Genomic DNA, 15,310 nt, shown 5'->3' with positions numbered 1-15,310 from the left:
CGCATGCCCGCGCCCGCGCGCGGCCAAGCGGCAAGGCGAACCGGCGCGCGGCAGGCAATCCCGCATTGACGTGGCTGGAGGGCGCGCGGAAAAGGTTCACAACTGCGCGTCCTTCAACGGAGATGCGACATGAGGGCAAGAAAATGGACACGGACCTGCATGGCCGCCGCGGTGGCTGCGGCGGCGCTGCTGGCGGGCTGCGGCGGCAGCGACGGCGGCAATGACGGCCCAAGCTACGCGCGGCTGGTGAGCTTTGGCGACAGCCTGAGCGACGTGGGCACCTACCGCACGGCGGGCATGCGCGCCGTGTTCGATGGCGGTCAGTTCACCGTCAACGACTACAGCGCCACGCGCCCCGCGGCGGGCACCAACTGGACCGAGCAGCTCGCGCGCGAGCTGGCGCTGCCCGCGCCCTGCGCGGCGCGCACGGGCCTCAACCCGCCGCCGGGCAGTCCCTACCTGGCCCTGGCCGAGGCCACACAGGACCATGCCGGCTGCTTCAACTACGCCCAGGGCGGCGCGCGCGTCACCGACCCCTACGGCCCCGGCAACGCGGCACGGCTGCCTGATGACCAGCGCGGCCTCTTGGGCGCGTCCACCGACCCGCTGACGGTGCAGATCGCCCGCCACCTGGCCCTGGCCGGCGGGCGCTTCGGCAATGGGGAGCTGGTCACGGTGATGGCCGGCGGCAACGACGCGCTGGTGCAGGTCGAGCCGCTGGTGGGCGCGCTGCTCACCGGCGCGGATGCCGACACCATCACTGCCCTGGCGACTCAAGCCATTCAGAACATGGCCCTGGCCGGAGCGCAGCTCGCGGCGCTGGTGCAGAGCCAGTTGCTGGCCCGTGGCGCGCAGCGCGTGGCGCTGGTGCTGTTGCCCGACATCGGCGTGACGCCCTCGGTGGTGTCGCTGTCGGTGGAGCAGCGCGCGGTGATCTCGCAGTTCTCGCAGGCCTTCAACGCGCCGCTGCAGCAGGCCTTTGCCAACGAGCCTCGCGTGCTGGTGGTGGACGCCTTCACCGCCAGCCGGCAGCAGGCGCAGAGCCCGGCGCTCTACGGGCTGGTGAACACGACGCAGCCGGCCTGCCTGCTGTCCTCGCAGCGCTTCAATTCGCTGTTCTGCAACAAGGCCACGGTGGTGGCGCCCGACGTGTCCCGCTGGTGGTTTGCCGACACGGTGCACCTCACGCCCTACGGCTACCAGTTGCTCGCGCGCGTGGTGACGGACGCCATGACGCGCGCGGGCTGGCTGGGCGCCTACGGCGCGCGCCCGTGCAACGGCCTGTTCAGCAGCGACTGCACCCTGGCGCCGCTGCCGCAGCCTGCTTCCTGACCCAGCGTCAGCCGCGCCGCCAGTAGCCCGGGGCCATGCGCCAGCCCGGGCCGGCCGGGGCCCAGCGGTGCGGCTCCCAGTAGTAGCCCGGGCGCGGCGCGTGCCAGTAGCCCGGCACCCAGGCGTAGCGGGCGCCGCCCCAGCGCCAGTAGCCGTTGATCCAGATGGAGCCGACCACGGGCGGCGCGCCGTAGCTCTCCACCAGCGGCGCGGGGGGCGGCGCGGTGGCGACGTCGCCGTAGTAGTAGGGCTGGGCCGGCGCCACGACGCAGCCGCCCAGGGCCAGTGCCAGGGCGGCCAGGCCGCCGGCCAACAACGCGCGGCGGCGTGCCGGGGCTTGTGCTTGCATGTCCATCTCCGTCAGGGCAGATGCCGTCCCAACGGCGGTGGCCGGGGCGGGGATGACCAGCTTTACCTGCGCTTCACAATTGGGCGGCGGTGGGCATGGTGCCCGGCGCGCATGGCGGACTATCAGCCGTCCACCCGCCCGCGCATCGCCTTGATGGCCCCATGCCGCGCCTTGGCTTCCACCCGGCGGCGCTGCGAGGCGCGCGTGGGCTTGGTGGGCCGGCGGGTCTTGGGCGCCTCGGCCACGCTGTCCACCAGCGCCTGCAGCCGCGTGAGCGCGTCGGCGCGGTTCATCTCCTGGCTGCGGTGCTCCTGCGCCTTGATCACCACCACGCCCTCGCGCGTGATGCGTGCATCGCCCAGCGCCAGCAGCCGCTCCTTGACGTCCTCCGGCAGCGAGCTGGCGTGGACGTCGTAGCGCAGGTGGATGGCCGTCGACACCTTGTTGACGTTCTGCCCGCCCGCGCCTTGCGCGCGCATCGCCGTGCAGTGCACCTCGTGCGGCTGGACGCGGACGCTGGGCTTCACGGCAGGACGGGCTTCAGTGCTTGGTGGCCTTGGCCGGGGTGGCCAGCGGCTCGGCCGGGGCGGCGGGCTGCTCGCGCATGGTCTGGTAGCGCTGCTCCAGCTCCTGGCGCAGCGCGCGGCGCACCTTGGCCTGCTCGAAACGGCGCTTCTCCTCCGGCGTGAAGGGGCGCAGCGGCGGCACGGGGGCGGGCTTGCGGTCGTCGTCCACCGCCACCATGGTGAAGAAGCAGCTGTTGACGTGGCGCACCACCTGGGTGCGTATGTCCTCGGCAATCACCTTGATGCCCACCTCCATCGAGGACGTGCCCGTGTGGTTGATGCTGGCCAGGAAGGTGACCAGCTCGCCCACATGGATGGGCTGGCGGAACATCACCTGGTCCACCGACAGCGTCACCACGTAGCGCCCGGCGTAGCGGCTGGCGCAGGCGTAGGCCACCTGGTCCAGCAGCTTCAGGATGGCGCCGCCGTGCACGTTGCCCGAGAAATTGGCGGTGTCGGGCGTCATCAGCACCGTCATGGAGAGCTGGTGGGCGGGCAGGTGGTTCATGTACTGCGAAGTCCTGTGTGAAGGGAAAAACGGTGCCCGCGCGGCGTTTCGGCCGGGGTCAGGCGGCGGCCAGCACCGGCACGCGCGGGGCCACGGCGCACATCAATTCATAGCCCAGGGTGCCGGCGGCGCGGGCCACCTCGTCTATCGCAAGCACCGTGCCGCGCGGGCCCTTGCCCCACAGCGTGACCTCGGCGCCGCACTGCGCGGCGGGCACGGGCGTGAGGTCCACGGCCAGCATGTCCATGGAAACGCGCCCAAGCGTGCGCGTGCGCACGCCCTCCACCAGCACCGGCGTGCCCGTGCCGGCGTGGCGCGGGTAGCCGTCGGCATAGCCGCAAGCGACGATGCCTATGCGCATGGGCTGCTCGGCGGTGAAGGTGCTGCCATAGCCCACGGTGTCGCCGCCCTGCAGGTGCTGCACGGCAATCAGTTGCGAGCGCAGCGTCATGGTGGGCTGCAGGTCCCAGTGGGCGATGTCGTGCTCGGGGTAATCCGGCGCGCTGCCGTAGGTCATGATCCCCGGGCGCACCCAGTCGGCGCGCACCCGCGGGTCGTCCCCGGCCAGGCGCAGCGCCGTGGCGCTGTTGCTCAGGGAACGCTCGCCCTGCAGGTCGGCCGTCGCCTCCAGGAAGCATTTCAACTGGTGCTCGATGCCGCGCGGGCCATCGGCATCGGCGAAGTGGGTCATGAAGGAAATCTCGTCCACCTGCGGCAGCGCATTGAGCCGCACCCAGGCCGACCGGAAGGCTTGAGGCGTGAAGCCCAGCCGGTTCATGCCGCTGTTGAGCTTCAGGAAGACGCGGTGCGGCAGCTGCGTCTTGTGCGCGGCCAGCCAGTCGATCTGCGCCTCGCGGTGCACCACGTGCCACAGGTCCAGGCGCGAGCACAGCTCCAGGTCGCGCGGCTCGAAGCAGCCTTCGAGCAGCAGGATGGGCCCGCGCCAGTCCAGCGCGCGCAGCCGCTTGGCCTCCTCCAGGTCCAGCAGCGCGAAGCCGTCGGCGCCGCGAAAGGCCTGGAAGACGTTCTCTATGCCGTGGCCATAGGCGTTGGCCTTGACCACCGCCCACACCCGCGCGTCCGGCGCGGCGGCGCGTGCGCGCGCCAGGTTGTGCGTGAGGGCGGCGGTGTGGATCAGGGCTTGGATGGGACGCGGCATGGCGGTTGTAGCGGGTACGGCGGGGCAGGGCGCTGCAAAGTGAGGAGCAATTCTGCCTTTGCAGCGCAAGCCGCTTTCACCATGCGGGAGCCGGGAATACCGCGTGCTATAACCCCGCGCTCCACGGCCTAGGCAACCCCCCAAGAATTCCCTGGCGCACCGAGATGCCGGCCTGGCCGGTGCCCGGCTGCTGCCCGCTGCGCATGAAAAAAGGCTTTTACACGATCATGTCAGCGCAGTTTTTCAGCTCGCTGGCTGACAACGCGCTGTTCGTCGCGGCGGTCGAACTGCTCAAGACCTCGGGGGCTGCCGAATGGCAGCGGGCGGCGCTGGTGCCGATGTTTGCCCTGTTCTACGTGGTGCTGGCGCCCTTCGTGGGCGCTTTTGCCGACGCGGTGCCCAAGGGCAAGGTCATGTTCGTTTCCAACAGCATCAAGGTGGTGGGCTGCCTGATGATGCTGTTCGGCACGCACCCGCTGGCGGCCTACGCCATCGTGGGCCTGGGTGCGGCGGCCTACTCGCCGGCCAAGTACGGCATCCTCACCGAGCTGCTGCCGCCCTCGCAACTGGTCAAGGCCAACGGCTGGATAGAGGGCCTCACCATCGGTTCCATCATCCTGGGCGTGCTCCTGGGCGGGCAGCTCGTTGGGCCCAAGGTGGGCCAGGCGCTGCTTGGGCTGGACTTTCCGCTGATAGACACGGGCGTGGACACGCCGCCGGAAGCGGCCATCGCGTCCATGATCCTGCTGTACGTCGCCGCGGCTCTGTTCAACCTGCGCATTCCGCGCACCGAGGCGCCGCTGCAGCCGCTGGAGCTGGGCCTGCCCGGCCTGGTGCGCGACTTCTCGCACTGCAACGCGCGGCTGTGGGCCGACAAGCTGGGCCAGATCTCGCTGGCCACCACCACGCTGTTCTGGGGCGTGTCGGGCAACCTGCGCTACATCGTCCTGGCCTGGGCCGCGGCGGCGCTGGGCTACGGCACCACGCAGGCCTCGGCGCTGGTGGGCGTGGTGGCCATAGGCACGGCGGTGGGGGCCATCGTCGCCTCGCTGGCCATGAAGCTCGACCGCGCCACCGGCGTCATCCCGCTGGGCGTGGTGATGGGGCTGCTCGTGATCGGCATGAACTTCATCACCGACGTGTGGATCGCGGCGCCCTTCCTGATCCTGCTCGGCGGCATCGGCGGCTACCTGGTGGTGCCCATGAACGCGCTGCTGCAGCACCGCGGCCACAACCTCATGGGCGCGGGCCGCTCCATCGCCGTGCAGAACTTCAACGAGCAGGCCTGCATCCTCGGCTTGGGCGCCTTCTACACGGGCATGACCAAGCTGGGCCTGTCGGCCTTCGGCGCCATCACCATCTTCGGCATCGTGGTGGCGGGCATCATGGCCCTCATCGGCCGCTGGCACCTGCGCAACTGCGTGCGCCACCGCGACGAGGTCGAGCGGCTGCTCGCCATCGCGCGCACCGACCGGCATTGAGCCGCGCGCTGCACGGCGGCGCCGCCCCCCGGGCCCTGCTGCCCGCGCTGGCGCTGACCTTCAATGCCTTCGTCTGGGGTCTGTCCTGGTGGCCGTTCCGGCTGCTGCACGCGCAGGGCCTGCACCCGCTGTGGTCCACGGCGCTGATCTACCTGCTGGCGCTGGCGCTGCTGGTGGCCGCCCGCCCGCGCGCGCTGCTGCAACTGGCGCGCACGCCGGCGCTGTGGGTGCTGGTGCTGGCCGCGGGCACGACCAACGCCTCCTTCAATTGGGCCGCCGCCACGGGCGACGTGGTGCGCGTGGTGCTGCTCTTCTACTTGATGCCGCTGTGGGCCCTGCTGCTTGGGCGCGTGCTGCTGCATGAAAAGCTCAACGCCGCCGCGGGCGTGCGCATGGCGCTGGCGCTGGCGGGCGCGGGCACCGTGCTGTGGCCTGAAGGGGGTGGGCTGCCGCTGCCGCGCAACCTGCCGGAGGCGCTGGGCGTGTTGGGCGGCTTCAGCTTCGCCCTGAACAACGTGATGCTGCGCCGCCAGGCGCACCAGAGCCCGGCCGCGCGTGGCATGGCCATGTTCGTGGGCGGCGCGGTGGTGGCCGGGGCGCTGGCGGCGCTGCTCACCGCCGCGGGCCGGGTGCCGGCGCCGGCGGTGCTGCCGCTGCCCTGGGCGCTGGGGGCGATGGCGTTCGCCGGCTGCTTCATCCTGGCCAACCTGGCGCTGCAGTACGGCGCCACGCGGCTGCCGGCGCAGGTGACGGCGGTGATCATGCTCAGCGAGCTGCTGTTCGCCTCGCTGTCGGCCTTCGCGCTGGGCGCGGGCGACTTCACGGGGCGGCTGCTGCTCGGCGGCGTGCTCATCGTCTCGGCCGTGGTGCTGGCCACGCGGCGCGGGCACTGACGCTTCACCCCTGGCGGCGCGGCGCCCCGGCGCTACGATCCTCGTCCCCCGTGCAGGACGAACGTGCGCCATGAACCACAACAACGGCAGCCTCTACACCTTCGAAACCCACGGCATAGACGGCCGGCCCGTGTCGCTGATGGAGTACCGCGACCGCGTGCTGCTCATCGTCAACACCGCCAGCCGCTGCGGCTTCACGCCGCAGCTCGCCGGGCTGGAGGCGCTGTGGGCGCGCTACCGCGCCCGCGGCCTGGTGGTGCTGGGTTTTCCGTGCAACCAGTTCGGCGGCCAGGAGCCGGGCACCGAGCAGCAGATCCTGGATTTCTGCAGCACGCGCTACGGCGTGAGCTTTCCGCTCATGAGCAAGGTGGAGGTTAACGGCGCCCACGCGCACCCGCTGTGGAAATGGCTGTGCGCACAGGCGCCGGGGCTGCTGGGCAGCAAGGCCGTCAAGTGGAACTTCACCAAGTTCCTGGTCGGCCGCGACGGCCACGTCATCCGCCGCTACGGCCCCGCCGAGGCGCCGCAGAAGCTCGAAGCGGACATCGAGAAGGCGCTGGGCTGAAGGCGGGGGCCGGCCTGCGGCGCCCCTATCATCCCGGGTCCTTCGGAGTCAGCCCCATGTTCCAGCACCTCGAGCCCTACGCGGGCGATCCCATCCTGGGCCTCAACGAGCAGTTCCAGACCGATCCCCGGCCCAACAAGGTCAACCTCTCCATCGGCATCTACTTCGACGATGCCGGCCGCATCCCCGTGCTGGAGAGCGTGCACCGCGCCGAAGCGCAACTCCTGGCCGAGAACGCGGCCAAGTCCTACCTGCCCATCGAAGGCTCCGCCGCCTGCCGTGCCGCGGTGCAGAAGCTGCTGTTCGGCGCCGGCCACGAGGCCGTCACGGGCCAGCGCATCGCCACGCTGCAGACCGTGGGCTCCAGCGGCGGCCTCAAGGTGGGCGCCGATTTCTTGAAGCGCTGGTTCCCCGGCGTGGGCGTGTGGGTCAGCGACCCGACCTGGGACAACCACCGCGCCATGTTCGAAGGTGCCGGCCTGCCCGTGCACACCTACCCCTACTACGACGCGGCCACCGGCGGCCTGAAGTTCGACGCCATGCTGGCCGCGCTGCGCGAGGTGCCCGCGGGCTCCGTGGTGCTGCTGCACGCCTGCTGCCACAACCCCACCGGCGTGGACCTCACGCGCGAGCAGTGGCTGCAGCTCATCCCCGTGCTCAAGGACGGCAAGCTGCTGCCCTACCTGGACCTGGCCTACCAGGGCTACGGCGACGGCATTGACGAAGACGCCTTCGCCATCCGCGCCCTGGCCGACGCGGGCCTGCGCTTCTTCGTGGCGAACTCGTTCTCCAAGAGCATGAGCCTCTACGGCGAGCGAGCCGGCGCGCTCAGCGTGGTCTGCGCCGACGCGGCCGAGGCCGACCTGGTGCTGGGCCAGCTCAAGGCCACCGTGCGCCGCAACTATTCCAGCCCGCCCATCCACGCCGGCCTGGTGGTGGCCAAGGTGCTGAACGACCCCGCGCTGCGCGCCCAGTGGGAGGGCGAAGTGGCCGCCATGCGCGAGCGCATCGCCGCCATGCGCCGCAGCCTGCACGGCGTGCTCAACGCCAAGCTGCCGGGCCGCAACTTCGACTACTTCCTGACCCAGCGCGGCATGTTCAGCTACACCGGCCTCACCGCCGAGCAGGTGGACCGCCTGCGCGAGGAACACGCCGTCTACCTCGTGCGCTCCGGCCGCATGTGCGTCGCCGGCCTGAACACGGGCAACGTCCAGGCCGTGGCCGACGCCATGGCGGCCGTGCTGGCCTGATCGCTAGGCAGCCTGCCGGGCCGCGGCACCCGCCACGGCCCGGCCGATCTCTTGCGAGAGCTTTTCGACGCCCGCGCCCAACGGGTGCAGGTGGTCGAAGTCGCCGAAATCCGCTTCGCCGAACAGCGGCGAATCAAAGAAATTCAAGACCTGCGCGGCCGGTTCCCCGTTCAAGTCCTGCATGGTCTTGAATAGGGATTCAAACAAGTCGCCGGCATCGCGGCCCAGCGCCATTCTGTAATCCGGCCTGGCGGGCGACAGGGCCATATGAATCCGGTGGCCCCGCTCGTGGCTTGTTTTCAAGATCTCCGCCAGGTAGGGCAATCCGCCTTGCCGCCGGTTGTATTTCAAATGCTCATGGGCGCGCTTGCCTGCTCCATATTCGGCGGGCAGTAAATCCTTTTCGAATGCCGGCAAAAACCCGCTTTCGCCTTTCAACAAGAAATCCGCATCGTCCGCCTGCCCGTGCACCGCGTCGGCAATGGCCGCCAGCGGCCCGGGCTCGTAGTGCCGTCCAAGTTGGAACACCTCGTTGAGCAGCGGCGCCAGGGGCGCCTGCGAGGGCGACTTCTCCAGCACGAAGCCGGGCGAGAACACCGAGCAGAACACGACGACGTTGCGCAATTGCGGGCACCGCGGCGCCCATTGCGCGTACATCAGCAGGGAATATTGAAAATCCTGGGATCGCGAGCAGAGGTTGAACGATCCGGGGCAAAAGGCGGGGTTGAAGGCGTAATCCCCATGCGAGGAGCCCAGCACCAGCGTTTTCACTCCGCCGGCCTTCCGCATGAGCCTGTTGCGCTTGGACTGCAGGTATTGAAGCTGCCGCGCGCGCAGTTGTCGCGCAGCCTCGTCCTCGTCGTAGGTCATGCCGGCTCCCTGACTGTTTTGTCGAATTTGCGGGTGCAGCCTTGAAACTCAAAAACTACTCGGTCAGCGACTCCATCAGCCGCTGGCGCAGCCAGCGCTGGGCGGGGTCACCGTCCTGGCGCATGTGCCACAGCATTTCCACCTGCACGCTGCCCAGGGTGAGCGGGATGGGCTGCACGGCCAGTTCCTCCTGGTAGCCGGTGGCGGGCAGGAAGTGGCGGGGCAGGACCGTCAGCAGGTCCGAGCGCGTCACGACCAGCCCGGCGGTGAAGAACTGGTTGACCGTCAGGACGATGCGGCGCTGGCGGCCCAGCGCGGAGAGCGCCTCGTCCACCAGGCCGTAGGGGCGCCCTGAAAAGCTCACCAGCAGGTGGTGGGCGGCGCAGAAGTCGTCCAGCGTCAGCGGGCCCTGCGCCAGCGGGTGGCCGCGGCGCATGACGCAGACGTAGTCCGTCTCGTACAGCCGCGCGTGGCGCAGCGCGGCATCCGGCCCCTCGGACTGCAGCACCGGGATCACCCAGGGGAAGTGGCCGATGGCCAGGTCCACGTCGCCGCGCTCCACCAGCGGGCGCGGGTCGCGCGTGGTCAGCGGCAGGAAGCGCAGGTTGGCCAGCGCCTGCTCCTTTTCGATCACCTCCACCAGCACGGGGGCCAGCAGCGCCGCGGTGGCGTCGGCCAGGGCGACGCGGAAGTTCACCACGTCCGAGCGCGGATCGAAGGCTTCCGGCGCCAGCGCCTGGCGCAGCGAGGCCAGCGCGGCGCGCACCTGCGGCCACAGCGTCTGCGCGTGCGGCGTGGGCTGCATGCCGCGCGCGGTGCGGGTGAACAAGTCCTCGCCGACGGCCTGGTGCAGGCGCTTCAAGGCATGGCTGAGCGCCGGCTGCGTCATGGACAGCGCCGTGGCCGCGCGGGTGAGGCTGCCTTCGGCCATCACGGCATCGAAGACGCGCAACAGGTTGAGGTCCAGCGTTCGGAAGTTCATGCCGGGCATGTTATGCGGTTGACTAATACCTGGCTTGCCCAGTCTTCAATTGTGTAAATTGGGGGTAAACCCTAGTATTCAGTCCATCGAAGGAATCGATGTTTTCTGAAGAGGGATCACCATGACTGCCATCACTGTTTCCGCTTTCCGCCGCACGGCTCCGCGCGGTGCCGTGGTTGCCGCTGAGATCTTTGCCCGCGTGTGGAACGGCCTGCGCGTGATGTTCGCGCCGGCTCCGCGCACCCATGAGCAGGAAGTGGCCGACGTCCGCGCCCTGGCCCACGCCCTGCGCAACGAGGACCCGCGCCTGTCCACCGAGCTGATGTGCGCCGCCGACCGCTACGAGCGGCACTACGTGGGCTGAGGCTTCAACGGCTGTGACGGTTGCCCATGAAGGCGGCCGTTGCGTTTGAAACTCGTCGCGATTGAAACGACTGCGGGCCCGTGAGGGCCCGTTGGCTTTTGTGGGCATCCCGAAGACTCAGACGCTGCGCTCTCTACTTCGTCATGCCCGCGAAAGCGGGCATCCACGAGCACTGAGCTGTGGCCTTCGAACGGCATCGCTCAGAGGCGGCGTCGGCGCGCCAGCACCCCGGCCGGGGTGGATGCCCGCTTTCGCGGGCATGACGGGTAAGGGTGCGAAGCGCCCTTGCCACGGGGCTGACGGATCAGAACAACTTCCCCCGGACAGCACCGCTTCCTTTTTCCCACTTCACACCAGCGGCGCCTGCAGCCCCTCCGCCTCGAACATGCGCTGCACCGCCGGGCGCTCCAGCAGCCGCTGCAGGTAGGGGCCCAGGTGCGGGTAGTCGCGGGCCGGGCGGTCGAAGTGGCGGGTCCAGCGGCAGAGCATGAGGGCGTAGGCGTCGGCCGCGCCGTAGTCGGCGCCCAGCAGCCACGGGCCGCCGCTGGCGGCCACCTGCTCGTCCAGGCGCTGCAGCATCACGGCGATGTGCTCCTCGGCCTGCGCACGCACCTGCGAGGCGGCCGCCGCGTCGCCGCTGTCCACCATGCGCTCCGGGTAGAACCAGTGCATCAGCATGGCCTGCAGCGTGTTGCTCAGCCAGAACATCCATTGGTACAGGCGCGCGCGCTGCGGCGTGCCCGCGGGCGGCGCCAGGCGCGCATCCGGGAACTTGTCGGCCAGGTACAGGCAGATGGCCGCCGCCTCGTAGAGCACCAGGTCGCCGTCCACCAGCACCGGGATGCGCCCGTTCGGGTTGAGCCGGAGGTACTCGGGGGACTGGTGCTCGCCGCGGTCGCGGTCCACGAACTTCAGCTCGAAGGGGGCGCCTATGTCCTGCAGCAGCAGGTGTGGCGCCATGCTGGCGTTGCTGGGGTGGAAGTAGAGCTGCATGGCGATGGCGCGGCGTGGCCGCTCGGTAAATCAAGGACTCCAGGCGGCCCTCAGGCCGGCGGGGCGGGCGTGCGCCCGGCACCGTGGGCGCGGGCTTGGCGCCTGCCCGGGGATTGTGCCCAGGCGCGCGGCTAGGATGGCCGCACCGCAGGAATGCCAAGAAGGAGAACCGCCGATGCCCAATCGCCGTGAATGTCTGGTGGCCCTGGGGGTCCTGGCCGCGCTGCCGGCCTGGGCCGCCGCGCCGCCCGCGCCCATCAGCGTGCCGCCGCTGCCGCTGGCCGAGCGGCGGCTGGCCAACGGGCTGCAGGTGCTGACGCTGCCGGACCGCAACACGGCCACGGTCAGCGTGCAGGTCTGGTACCACGTCGGCGGCAAGGACGACCCCGCGGGCCGCTCCGGCTTCGCCCACCTCTTCGAGCACATGATGTTCAAGGGCTCGCGCCACATGGGCGCGGCCACCTTCGACCGCCTCACCGAGGACGTGGGCGGCAACAACAACGCCTTCACCGCCGAGGACGTCACCGCCTACCACTCCACCGTGCCTTCCAACCACCTGGAGCGCATCCTGTGGGCCGAGGCCGAGCGCATGGGCTCGCTGGTGGTGGACCAGGCCAACTTCGACAGCGAGCGCGCCGTGGTGCAGGAGGAGTACCGCCAGCGCGTGCTCGCCGGCCCCTACGGGCGGCTGTTCAACGCGCTGCCCGCCTACGGCTACATCGCGCACCCGTACAAGCGCCCCGTCATCGGCAGCATCGAAGACCTCAACGCCGCGACGCTGGAGGACGTGCGCGCCTTCCACGCCACCTACTACCGGCCGGACAACGCCACGCTCATCGTCTCCGGCGACTTCGACCCCGCGCAGGCCGCCGCCTGGATAGACCGCTACTTCGGCCCGCTGAAAAAACCCGACACCCCCATCCCGCGCGTGACCGTGCGGGAGCCGCGGCGCGAGGAGAACAGCCGCGCGCAGGTGTTCGGCCCAACCGTGCCGCTGCCCGCCGTGGCGCTGATCTGGCAGGGCCCGCGCGCCGACAGCCGCGACGCCGCGGCGCTGAACGTGGCCTCGGCGCTGCTGTCCGCCGGCGAGTCCTCGCGGCTCAACGAGGCGCTGGTGTACCGCGACCAGTCGGCGCAGGCCGCCGGCTTCAGTGCCGACCTCAACGCCGACGCCGGGCTGCTCATGGCCTACGCCATCGCCGCGGGCGGGCACTCCACGGCGCAACTGGAGCAGGCGCTGCTGCGCGAGATCGAGCGCCTGGCGCAGCGCCGCATTGCCGATGCCGAGCTGGAGAAGGTGCGCACCCAGGTGCTCACCGGCGAGCTGGCCGAGCGCCAGACCCCGCACGGCCGCGCCCAAAGCGTGGGCTGGGCGGTGATCCAGCGGGGCGACCCGCGCGCCGCCGACCGCGAGCTGGCCGAGCTGCAGGCCGTGCGCGCCGCCGACGTGCAGCGCGTGCTCAAGACCTATGTGCTGCAGCGTCCGCGCGTGACGCTGGACTACACGGAGAAGAAGGCGTGAAGGAAGGCTCGATGACCCGCACCCCCCGACTCCTGCCCCTTGCCGCCGCCGCGCTGCTGGGCGCCGCGCTGACCTCGCCCCAGGCCGCCACGCCGGGCGTGGACGAGCCGCCCGCGGCGCAGCCGCCGCGCCCCATCGTGCTGCCGCCCATGCCGGAGCAGCGCCTGGAGAACGGCCTGCGCGTGATCGTGGCGCCGCGGCCGGGCATTCCGCTGGTGAGCGCGCGGCTGCTGGTGCGCGCCGGCCCCGAGACCGACCCGGCGGGCCTGGCGGGCCTGTCCTCCATGGCCGCCACGCTCATGTCCAAGGGGGCCGTGCGCAAGGGCCGCGCCGTGGACGCCACCACGCTGGCGCAGCAGGCCGAGGCCCTGGGCGGCTCGCTGGACACGGGCAGCTCCTGGCGCTCCACGACGGTGGCCATGACCGTGACCACGCCCAAGCTGGGCGAGGCGCTGTCGCTCATCGCCGACGTGGCGCGCCGGCCGACCCTGGCCAAGGACGAGCTGGAGCGCGCCCGCACCCAGGCGCTGGATTCGCTGCGCGTGGCGCTCTCCAGCCCCGGCACCGTGGCCGGCCTGGCCGCGCGGCGCGCCTACTGGGGCGACTCGCCCTACGGCGTCTCCGCCACGCCCGCCTCGCTGCAGAAGATCTCCACCGCCGACATCCAGCGCTTTCACGCCGCGCAGTTCCGCCCCGACCAGGCCGCGCTGGTGCTGGCCGGCGACGTGACCGAGGCGCAGGCGATGCAGCTCGCCCGCCGCCACTTCGGCGACTGGCGCGCGCCCAAGACGCCCCTGGCGCCGCTGGTGGCCGCGCAGCCGCAGGCGCAGGGCGACGCCACCGTGCTGGTGGACATGCCCGGCGCCGGGCAGAGCAGCGTGGTGGTGGTGGCGCCCTTCGTGGCGCTGGACAAGGAAGACCGCATCACGCGCCGCATCGGCCAGTCCGCCAACGTGCTGCTGGGCGGCGGCTACTCCGCGCGGCTGAACCAGGAGGTGCGCATCAAGCGCGGCCTGAGCTACGGCGCCGGCAGCGAGGCCGAGGCCCACCCGGGCGGCGGCATGTGGAGCGCCAGCGCGCAGACGCAGAACAGCACCGCCGGCCAGGTGCTGCAGGTCATGCGCGACGAGGTGGCGCGCCTGGGCCGCGAGGCCCCGGGCGTCGAGGAGCTGGAGGCGCGCAAGGCCACGCTGATCGGCGGCTTCTCGCGCCGTCTGGAGACAGTGGGGGGCCTGGCCGCGACGATTTCCGGCCAGGTGGCGCAGGACAGGCCGCTGGCCGAGCTGCGCGGCTTCGTCGAGGAGATCACCGCCGTGACGCCGCAGCAGGTGCAGGGCTTCGCGCAGAAGTACTGGCCGGCGCAGGCGCTGCGCGGCGTGATCGCGGGCGACCTGAAGGCGGCGGGCGACCTGTCGTCCGTGGGCGCTGCGCGGCGCCTGACGGTGCAGCAGGTGGCCGGCACGTCCGCCGTACCGCCGGCCTCGCCGGTGGCCGCACCCGCGTCCGAGCCGGCATCGTCGCCCGTGCCCTCGGCCACCGAGCCTTCGCCCGCGACGCCCGCCACGACGCAGGCGCCGCGCTGAATCTTCACCCCTGATCCGCTGACCTTCGTTTTCCGATTCGCCGTTTTCACTCACCGCTCAAAGCACAGAGGAGCCCGCCGATGAAGCCCATTGCCGTCATGACCACCGTGGCCAACGCGGAAGACGCGCGCCGCATCGCCCGCGCACTGGTCGAGCGCCGCCTGGTGGCCTGCGCGCAGATATCGAAGATCGAAAGCGTTTATCTCTGGGAAAACAAGCTGCAGGAGGAAGGCGAATACCGCCTGATGCTCAAGACCGTTGCGTCCCGCTATTCGGCCGTGGAGGAGGCGATACGCGAACTGCACCCGTACACGCTGCCGGCGATCTATGCGCTGGCGCTGGAAAGGGTGCATGGGCCCTATGCGGATTGGGTGGGGGAATATAGCGGGGGGTGAGCTTGCAAAACCCGTTGGATCTGGAGTGCTCGGTACTCAGTATTTGACGTTTTTGTTTTCCATGGGTGCGCCGCTTTTTGAAACCGACTGATGCATTTGGCCGGGGAAAAATGCAGCGCACTCCGGAACGTTATTGCCGCGAAGGCACAATGCCACCTGTGGAAAGACGACAAGCGTCAGCCGAAGGCTGCTCCACAGCGCACCCCGATCCGTCATTCCCGCGAAGGCGGGAATCCAGGCGGCCCCCAAGTTGGCCGCAAGCTCGTTAGCTGGCGGCACAGGGCCCAAAAAATTGGTTTTCCTGCGTTACTCCTTCGCTTTGACGTGGGGCCGCCTGGATTCCCGCCTTCGCGGGAATGAAGAAATGGGGTGCGAAGCGCCTTGGCTGGCGGGATGCTATTGCTAAGCTGAATTGCAGGGTTGCCAGCTTATTCTCAAGTTGGTTTGCTCGCGAAATCAACTATTGAAAGATAGCAAGTGCCAGCCGAAAGCGAATTC

At 70.3% G+C, this 15,310-nt stretch carries 16 protein-coding genes; 9 read left to right on the top strand and 7 right to left on the bottom strand.

The window, feature by feature from the left end; all coding sequences use genetic code 11:
* The first annotated feature begins 129 nt into the window (after positions 1-129).
* Positions 130-1,332 (top strand): SGNH/GDSL hydrolase family protein, encoded by a 1,203-nt coding sequence (locus ALA01S_RS15375; RefSeq protein ID WP_157119033.1) that lies wholly within the window; start codon positions 130-132, stop codon positions 1,330-1,332.
* A gap of 7 nt (positions 1,333-1,339) precedes the next feature.
* Here the strand turns inward: ALA01S_RS15375 and ALA01S_RS15370 are convergent, their stop codons facing one another.
* The 4 genes from ALA01S_RS15370 to alr all read right to left on the bottom strand — a co-directional run bounded on the left by ALA01S_RS15370 (position 1,340) and on the right by alr (position 3,914).
* Complete coding sequence (locus ALA01S_RS15370) at positions 1,340-1,681, bottom strand: hypothetical protein (RefSeq protein WP_238455816.1); 342 nt, start codon at positions 1,679-1,681, stop codon at positions 1,340-1,342.
* Between the two features lie 122 nt (positions 1,682-1,803).
* A complete protein-coding gene (arfB, locus tag ALA01S_RS15365; RefSeq protein ID WP_084267606.1) occupies positions 1,804-2,208 on the bottom strand; it encodes an alternative ribosome rescue aminoacyl-tRNA hydrolase ArfB in 405 nt (134 codons plus the stop codon).
* Positions 2,209-2,221: 13 nt separating this feature from the next.
* Positions 2,222-2,755, bottom strand: coding sequence for an acyl-CoA thioesterase (locus ALA01S_RS15360; RefSeq protein WP_066337844.1), 534 nt, complete (start codon positions 2,753-2,755; stop codon positions 2,222-2,224).
* A gap of 58 nt (positions 2,756-2,813) precedes the next feature.
* Positions 2,814-3,914 (bottom strand): alanine racemase, encoded by a 1,101-nt coding sequence (gene alr / locus ALA01S_RS15355; RefSeq protein ID WP_066337842.1) that lies wholly within the window; start codon positions 3,912-3,914, stop codon positions 2,814-2,816.
* Between the two features lie 203 nt (positions 3,915-4,117).
* Between alr and lplT the strand changes: the two genes are divergently transcribed.
* From lplT to ALA01S_RS15335, 4 genes are all read left to right on the top strand, one after another.
* Positions 4,118-5,395 carry a lysophospholipid transporter LplT gene (lplT, locus tag ALA01S_RS15350; protein WP_066337905.1) on the top strand — a complete coding sequence of 426 codons (1,278 nt, stop codon included), beginning with the start codon at positions 4,118-4,120 and terminating at the stop codon, positions 5,393-5,395.
* Positions 5,392-6,288: a DMT family transporter gene (locus ALA01S_RS15345; RefSeq protein ID WP_066337841.1), complete on the top strand. Its 897-nt coding sequence runs from the start codon at positions 5,392-5,394 to the stop codon at positions 6,286-6,288. Before lplT ends, ALA01S_RS15345 begins: the two co-directional genes overlap by 4 nt.
* A 70-nt stretch (positions 6,289-6,358) precedes the next feature.
* Positions 6,359-6,853, top strand: coding sequence for a glutathione peroxidase (locus tag ALA01S_RS15340; protein ID WP_066337840.1), 495 nt, complete (start codon positions 6,359-6,361; stop codon positions 6,851-6,853).
* Positions 6,854-6,909: 56 nt separating this feature from the next.
* Positions 6,910-8,103 carry an amino acid aminotransferase gene (locus tag ALA01S_RS15335; RefSeq protein ID WP_066337839.1) on the top strand — a complete coding sequence of 398 codons (1,194 nt, stop codon included), beginning with the start codon at positions 6,910-6,912 and terminating at the stop codon, positions 8,101-8,103.
* Positions 8,104-8,106: 3 nt separating this feature from the next.
* Here ALA01S_RS15335 and ALA01S_RS15330 read toward each other — a convergent pair whose 3' ends face one another.
* Both ALA01S_RS15330 and ALA01S_RS15325 read right to left on the bottom strand, forming a co-directional pair.
* Positions 8,107-8,973 carry a hypothetical protein gene (locus tag ALA01S_RS15330; RefSeq protein WP_066337838.1) on the bottom strand — a complete coding sequence of 289 codons (867 nt, stop codon included), beginning with the start codon at positions 8,971-8,973 and terminating at the stop codon, positions 8,107-8,109.
* 55 nt (positions 8,974-9,028) lie between these two features.
* Complete coding sequence (locus tag ALA01S_RS15325) at positions 9,029-9,955, bottom strand: LysR family transcriptional regulator (protein ID WP_174548631.1); 927 nt, start codon at positions 9,953-9,955, stop codon at positions 9,029-9,031.
* Between the two features lie 121 nt (positions 9,956-10,076).
* On the opposite strand from ALA01S_RS15325, the gene ALA01S_RS15320 reads away from it, so the two are divergent.
* Positions 10,077-10,319, top strand: a complete 243-nt coding sequence (locus tag ALA01S_RS15320; RefSeq protein WP_066337836.1) for a hypothetical protein — start codon at positions 10,077-10,079, stop codon at positions 10,317-10,319.
* A gap of 348 nt (positions 10,320-10,667) precedes the next feature.
* On the opposite strand, the gene ALA01S_RS15315 is transcribed toward ALA01S_RS15320, so the two are convergent.
* Positions 10,668-11,312 (bottom strand): glutathione S-transferase family protein, encoded by a 645-nt coding sequence (locus ALA01S_RS15315; RefSeq protein WP_066337835.1) that lies wholly within the window; start codon positions 11,310-11,312, stop codon positions 10,668-10,670.
* Positions 11,313-11,487: 175 nt separating this feature from the next.
* Between ALA01S_RS15315 and ALA01S_RS15310 the strand changes: the two genes are divergently transcribed.
* From ALA01S_RS15310 to cutA, 3 genes are all read left to right on the top strand, one after another.
* Positions 11,488-12,834, top strand: a complete 1,347-nt coding sequence (locus ALA01S_RS15310) for a M16 family metallopeptidase (RefSeq protein ID WP_066337834.1) — start codon at positions 11,488-11,490, stop codon at positions 12,832-12,834.
* A gap of 11 nt (positions 12,835-12,845) precedes the next feature.
* Positions 12,846-14,417 carry a M16 family metallopeptidase gene (locus tag ALA01S_RS15305; protein ID WP_066337833.1) on the top strand — a complete coding sequence of 524 codons (1,572 nt, stop codon included), beginning with the start codon at positions 12,846-12,848 and terminating at the stop codon, positions 14,415-14,417.
* Between the two features lie 80 nt (positions 14,418-14,497).
* The gene (gene cutA, locus ALA01S_RS15300; RefSeq protein WP_066337830.1) at positions 14,498-14,812 is read left to right on the top strand and encodes a divalent-cation tolerance protein CutA; all 315 of its coding nucleotides are present in this window, start codon (positions 14,498-14,500) and stop codon (positions 14,810-14,812) included.
* Positions 14,813-15,310 lie beyond the last annotated feature (498 nt).

This window comes from Azohydromonas lata NBRC 102462, from assembly GCF_001571085.1.
Classification (GTDB): Bacteria; Pseudomonadota; Gammaproteobacteria; order Burkholderiales; family Burkholderiaceae_C; genus Azohydromonas; species Azohydromonas lata.
Note: the sequence above shows the minus strand (reverse complement) of the source record. Positions and strands in the feature narration are given on the sequence as shown.

What these genes read in the sequence shown, in the direction of transcription:
- ALA01S_RS15375 (WP_157119033.1), top strand. Translation starts at nt 130, where the DNA reads ATGAGGGCAAGAAAATGGACACGGACCTGCATGGCCGCCGCGGTGGCT.
- ALA01S_RS15370 (WP_238455816.1), bottom strand. Translation starts at nt 1,681, where the DNA reads ATGCAAGCACAAGCCCCGGCACGCCGCCGCGCGTTGTTGGCCGGCGGC.
- ALA01S_RS15360 (WP_066337844.1), bottom strand. Translation starts at nt 2,755, where the DNA reads ATGAACCACCTGCCCGCCCACCAGCTCTCCATGACGGTGCTGATGACG.
- alr (WP_066337842.1), bottom strand. Translation starts at nt 3,914, where the DNA reads ATGCCGCGTCCCATCCAAGCCCTGATCCACACCGCCGCCCTCACGCAC.
- lplT (WP_066337905.1), top strand. Translation starts at nt 4,118, where the DNA reads ATGAAAAAAGGCTTTTACACGATCATGTCAGCGCAGTTTTTCAGCTCG.
- ALA01S_RS15340 (WP_066337840.1), top strand. Translation starts at nt 6,359, where the DNA reads ATGAACCACAACAACGGCAGCCTCTACACCTTCGAAACCCACGGCATA.
- ALA01S_RS15335 (WP_066337839.1), top strand. Translation starts at nt 6,910, where the DNA reads ATGTTCCAGCACCTCGAGCCCTACGCGGGCGATCCCATCCTGGGCCTC.
- ALA01S_RS15330 (WP_066337838.1), bottom strand. Translation starts at nt 8,973, where the DNA reads ATGACCTACGACGAGGACGAGGCTGCGCGACAACTGCGCGCGCGGCAG.
- ALA01S_RS15325 (WP_174548631.1), bottom strand. Translation starts at nt 9,955, where the DNA reads ATGAACTTCCGAACGCTGGACCTCAACCTGTTGCGCGTCTTCGATGCC.
- ALA01S_RS15320 (WP_066337836.1), top strand. Translation starts at nt 10,077, where the DNA reads ATGACTGCCATCACTGTTTCCGCTTTCCGCCGCACGGCTCCGCGCGGT.
- ALA01S_RS15315 (WP_066337835.1), bottom strand. Translation starts at nt 11,312, where the DNA reads ATGCAGCTCTACTTCCACCCCAGCAACGCCAGCATGGCGCCACACCTG.
- ALA01S_RS15310 (WP_066337834.1), top strand. Translation starts at nt 11,488, where the DNA reads ATGCCCAATCGCCGTGAATGTCTGGTGGCCCTGGGGGTCCTGGCCGCG.
- ALA01S_RS15305 (WP_066337833.1), top strand. Translation starts at nt 12,846, where the DNA reads ATGACCCGCACCCCCCGACTCCTGCCCCTTGCCGCCGCCGCGCTGCTG.
- cutA (WP_066337830.1), top strand. Translation starts at nt 14,498, where the DNA reads ATGAAGCCCATTGCCGTCATGACCACCGTGGCCAACGCGGAAGACGCG.